3 protein-coding genes and 1 pseudogene are annotated in these 5,675 nt (G+C 66.8%); all 4 read left to right on the forward strand.

The genetic code is table 11. The features are described 5' to 3' along the window. A partial coding sequence (locus BKN37_RS24520; protein ID WP_071029564.1) for a DUF721 family protein occupies nucleotides 1–381 on the forward strand: 381 nt, incomplete at its 5' end. A gap of 224 nt (nucleotides 382–605) precedes the next feature. Beyond that, nucleotides 606–2,633, forward strand: a complete 2,028-nt coding sequence (gyrB, locus tag BKN37_RS24525; protein WP_071029560.1) for a DNA topoisomerase (ATP-hydrolyzing) subunit B — start codon at nucleotides 606–608, stop codon at nucleotides 2,631–2,633. A gap of 43 nt (nucleotides 2,634–2,676) precedes the next feature. Beyond that, nucleotides 2,677–5,190, forward strand: coding sequence for a DNA gyrase subunit A (gene gyrA / locus BKN37_RS24530; protein WP_071029562.1), 2,514 nt, complete (start codon nucleotides 2,677–2,679; stop codon nucleotides 5,188–5,190). Nucleotides 5,191–5,239: 49 nt separating this feature from the next. Then, nucleotides 5,240–5,675: pseudogene (locus tag BKN37_RS28960) on the forward strand (DUF3566 domain-containing protein); the annotation flags it as partial.

Raw genomic sequence — 5,675 nt, forward strand, 5'->3', positions numbered from 1 at the left:
CCCGGGTCCGGGCCCGGACCCGACTCGCGGGACCCGCAGCCGCTGGGTGCGGCCACCCGGGATCTGGCCCGGACCCGGGGGTGGACCCCGCGGGTCGCCGAGGGTGCGGTGTTCGGGCAATGGTCGTCGGTGGTGGGCGGGCAGATCGCCGACCACGCCACCCCCACCCAGCTGCGCGACGGGGTACTCAGCGTGACGGCCGAGTCGACCGCGTGGGCGACCCAGCTGCGGATGGTACAAGCACAACTGCTGGCCAAGATCGCCGCCGCGGTCGGGGACGGGGTGGTGACCAGCCTGAAGATCACCGGTCCGTCGGCGCCGTCGTGGCGCAAGGGACCGCGGCACATCGCCGGTCGCGGACCCCGGGACACCTACGGGTGACGCCTGTCCGGCAGGGCCGCTGAGAGCCACCAGGACGACACGAACCCGACTGGCCACCGTCCGGACACGTCCTGGGCCAAAAAATTGGACGCACGACCTGAATAGCTGTGCAAAAACGACCCCAGAAAATCGGTGCCGAGGCCAGTTCACGGTAGACTGGCCGGGACGACATGCTGCGGTGACTGGACCGCTCGCACGCGACCCCCAAGGAGAGCTTTCCGACCGTGGCTGCCCAGAAGAAGAAAGCACAAAACGACTACGGCGCCCAATCCATCACCATCCTCGAAGGGTTGGAGGCCGTCCGTAAACGCCCCGGGATGTACATCGGCTCCACCGGTGAGCGCGGGTTGCACCACCTCATCTGGGAGGTGGTGGACAACGCGGTCGACGAGGCGATGGCCGGCTACGCCTCGACCGTCGACGTCAAAATCCTGGAAGACGGCGGCGTGCAGGTCACCGACGACGGCCGTGGCATTCCGGTCGCCATGCACGCCTCCGGCGTCCCCACCGTCGATGTGGTGATGACCCAGCTGCACGCCGGCGGGAAATTCGACTCGGACGCCTATGCGGTGTCCGGCGGGCTGCACGGGGTGGGGGTCTCGGTGGTCAACGCGCTGTCCACCCGACTTGAGGTGGAAATTTCCCGCGACGGCCACGAATGGTCACAGTTCTACGACCATTCGGTGCCCGGGACCCTCAAACAGGGCGACGCCACCAAAAAGACCGGCACCACGGTGCGGTTCTGGGCCGACCCGGACGTCTTCGAGACCACCGAATACAACTTCGAAACCGTGGCGCGCCGGCTGCAGGAGATGGCCTTCCTGAACAAGGGCCTCACCATCAACCTCACCGACGAGCGGGTGGCGCAGAACGAGGTCGTCGACGAGGTGGTCAGCGATGTCGCCGAGGCGCCCAAAACCGCCGAGGAGCAGGTCGCCGAATCCGTTGCCCCGCATAAGGTCAAGCACCGCACCTTCCACTACCCGGGCGGGCTGGTCGACTACGTCAAGCACATCAACCGCACCAAGAATCCGATCCACACCAGCATCGTGGACTTCGCCGGCAAGGGCACCGGCCACGAAGTGGAGATCGCGATGCAATGGAACGCCGGCTACTCCGAGTCGGTACACACCTTCGCCAACACCATCAACACCCATGAGGGCGGCACCCACGAGGAAGGGTTCCGCAGTGCGCTGACCTCGGTGGTCAACCGGTACGCCAAAGACAAGAAGCTGCTCAAGGAGAAGGACCCCAACCTCACCGGCGACGACATCCGGGAAGGGTTGGCCGCGGTCATCTCGGTCAAGGTCAGCGAGCCACAGTTCGAGGGTCAGACCAAGACCAAGCTGGGCAACACCGAAGTCAAATCCTTTGTGCAGAAGGTCTGCAACGAGCAGCTGACCCATTGGTTCGAGGCCAACCCGGCCGACGCCAAAACCGTGGTGAACAAGGCGGTGTCGTCGGCGCAGGCGCGGATCGCGGCCCGCAAGGCCCGGGAACTGGTGCGCCGCAAGAGCGCGACCGATCTGGGCGGCCTGCCCGGCAAGCTGGCCGACTGCCGCTCCACCGACCCGCGCAAGTCGGAACTGTATGTGGTGGAGGGTGATTCGGCCGGCGGCTCGGCCAAGAGCGGCCGCGACTCGATGTTCCAGGCGATTTTGCCGTTGCGCGGCAAGATCATCAACGTCGAGAAGGCCCGCATCGACCGGGTGTTGAAGAACACCGAGGTCCAGTCGATCATCACCGCGCTGGGTACCGGTATCCACGACGAGTTCGACATTTCCAAGCTGCGTTATCACAAGATTGTGCTGATGGCCGACGCCGACGTCGACGGCCAGCACATCTCCACGCTGTTGTTGACCCTGCTGTTCCGGTTCATGCGACCGCTGATCGAAAACGGGCACGTGTTCCTGGCGCAGCCGCCGCTGTACAAACTGAAGTGGCAGCGCACCGACCCGGAGTTCGCCTACTCCGACCGGGAACGTGACGGTCTGCTCAAGACGGGGCTCGAGGCCGGCAAGAAGATCAACAAGGACGACGGCATCCAGCGCTACAAGGGTCTGGGCGAGATGGACGCCAAGGAACTGTGGGAAACCACGATGGATCCTTCGGTGCGGGTGCTGCGCCGGGTGACCCTCGACGACGCCGCGGCCGCCGACGAGTTGTTCTCGGTGCTGATGGGCGAGGACGTGGAGGCCCGACGCAGCTTTATCACCCGCAACGCCAAGGACGTTCGGTTCCTAGACGTCTGATCGCGCATGCCCTTGACCTGACTCATCGACGAACGAGGAACAGATGACCGACACCACGCTGCCCCCCGGTGACGACTCCGTCGACCGGGTCGAGCCGGTCGACATCCAGCAGGAGATGCAGCGCAGCTACATCGATTACGCAATGAGCGTGATCGTGGGCCGCGCGCTGCCGGAGGTGCGCGACGGCCTCAAGCCGGTGCACCGCCGGGTGCTGTACGCGATGTTCGACTCCGGGTTCCGGCCGGACCGCAGCCACGCCAAGTCGGCGCGGTCGGTCGCCGAGACCATGGGTAACTACCACCCGCACGGCGACGCGTCGATTTACGACACCCTGGTGCGGATGGCCCAGCCCTGGTCGCTGCGGTATCCGCTGGTCGACGGCCAGGGCAACTTCGGTTCCCCGGGCAACGACCCGCCAGCGGCGATGAGGTACACCGAAGCGCGGCTGACGCCGCTGGCGATGGAGATGCTGCGCGAAATCGACGAGGAGACCGTCGATTTCATCCCGAACTACGACGGTCGGGTGCAGGAGCCGACGGTGTTGCCCAGCCGGTTTCCCAACCTGCTGGCCAACGGGTCGGGCGGTATCGCGGTCGGGATGGCCACCAATATCCCGCCGCACAACCTGCGCGAGCTCGCCGAAGCGGTGTTCTGGTGCCTGGAGCACTTCGACGCCGACGAGGAAGCCACGCTGGCCGCGGTGATGGAGCGGGTCAAGGGACCCGACTTCCCCACCTCCGGTCTGATCGTCGGCTCCCAAGGCATCAACGACGCCTACAAGACCGGGCGCGGATCGATCAAGATGCGCGGCGTCGTGGAAATCGAGGAGGACTCCCGGGGCCGCAATTCGCTGGTGATCACCGAGTTGCCGTACCAGGTCAACCACGACAACTTCATCACCTCGATCGCCGAACAGGTCCGCGACGGCAAGCTGGCCGGAATCTCCAATATCGAGGACCAGAGCAGCGACCGGGTGGGGTTGCGCATCGTCGTCGAAATCAAACGCGACGCGGTGGCCAAGGTGGTGCTCAACAACCTCTACAAGCACACCCAGTTGCAGACCAGCTTCGGCGCCAACATGCTGTCGATCGTCGACGGGGTGCCGCGCACGCTGCGGCTCGATCAGCTGATCCGCCTCTACGTCGATCACCAACTCGACGTGATCGTGCGGCGCACCCGGTACCGGCTGCGCAAAGCCAACGAACGGGCCCACATTCTGCGCGGTCTGGTCAAGGCGCTCGACGCGCTCGACGAGGTGATCGCGTTGATCCGGGCGTCGGAGACTGTCGATATCGCCCGCGCCGGCCTGATCGAGCTGCTCGATATCGACGAGATCCAGGCCCAAGCCATCCTGGACATGCAGCTGCGCCGGCTGGCCGCGTTGGAACGCCAGAAGATCATCGATGACCTGGCCAAGATCGAGGCTGAGATCGCCGACCTGGAAGACATTCTGGCCAAACCGGAGCGGCAGCGCGGCATGGTGCACGACGAGCTCGCCGAGATCGTCGAGAAGCACGGCGACGACCGTCGCACCCGGATCATCGCCGCCGACGGTGAGGTCAGCGACGAGGATCTGATCGCCCGCGAAGACGTGGTGGTGACGATCACCGAAACCGGCTACGCCAAGCGCACCAAGACCGACCTGTACCGCAGCCAAAAACGCGGCGGCAAGGGGGTGCAGGGCGCCGGGTTGAAACAGGACGACATCGTCGCGCACTTCTTCGTGTGCTCCACCCACGACTGGATCCTGTTCTTCACCACCCAGGGCCGGGTGTACCGGGCCAAGGCCTACGACCTGCCGGAGGCCTCCCGGACCGCGCGCGGGCAGCACGTGGCGAACCTGCTGGCCTTCCAACCCGAGGAACGGATCGCCCAGGTGATCCAGATCAAGGGCTACGAGGACGCGCCGTACCTGGTGCTGGCCACCCGCAATGGCTTGGTCAAAAAGTCCAAGCTCACCGACTTCGACTCCAACCGCTCCGGCGGCATCGTCGCGGTGAATCTGCGCGACGGCGACGAGTTGGTCGGTGCGGTGTTGTGCTCGGCGGACGACGACCTGCTGCTGGTGTCGGCCAACGGGCAGTCCATCCGGTTCTCGGCGACCGATGAGGCGCTGCGCCCGATGGGCCGCGCCACCTCCGGGGTGCAGGGGATGCGGTTCAACACCGACGACTACCTGCTGTCGCTGAATGTGGTCCGGGAAGGCACCTATCTGCTGGTCGCCACCTCGGGCGGGTATGCCAAGCGCACCGCGATCGAGGAGTACACGGTCCAGGGCCGCGGCGGTAAGGGCATCTTGACCATCCAGTACGACAAACGTCGAGGCCGGCTGGTCGGGGCGCTCATCGTGGACGACGACAGCGAGCTGTACGCCATCACCTCGGGCGGCGGCGTGATCCGTACCGCGGCGCGCCAGGTCCGCAAGGCCGGGCGGCAGACCAAGGGCGTTCGGTTGATGAACTTGGGCGAGGGCGACACACTGATAGCCATCGCGCGCAATGCCGAGGAAAGCGGAGCGGCCGAGTCCGAGTTGGAGACCGCGCCCGACGCGACGTGACGCGACCGTCGCCCACCGGGGCGGCGGGCACACAGGTAAGGAGCCGTGGGTGACTGCACCGAACGAGCCGGGACGCCCCGGACCGGGCGATAGCGCCAGGAACGGGAGCGGCCCGGCCGACTCTGGCACCGGGCGCCGCCCGCAGCCCGGATCCGGCACCGGTCGGGTCACCGAGAACGGGGAGGCGGCGCCCTGGCAGCGCGGCGCGCGGCCCCGCCAGGCGCCGCAACGGCCGACCGAGTCCCCCGACACCGGGTCGACCGGGCATTCGTCCGGCGTCGACGCCCGGCTCAGCCGGTACATCACCGGAACCGCCGCACCGGGCGCCCGGGCCAAATCCGCCGGGCCCGACGCTGAAGGTGCCCCGGGACGCGGTGAAGGCCAGCGGGGCGATGCCTACGGCAGCGAGCTGCCCGATCTGTCCGGCCCGACGCGGCGCCCGGCGCCGCGTCGGGCCGGACAGATCGGGCAGCTCGCTGCCGTAG

This window comes from Mycobacterium talmoniae, assembly GCF_001854525.1.
Classification (GTDB): Bacteria; Actinomycetota; Actinomycetes; order Mycobacteriales; family Mycobacteriaceae; genus Mycobacterium; species Mycobacterium talmoniae.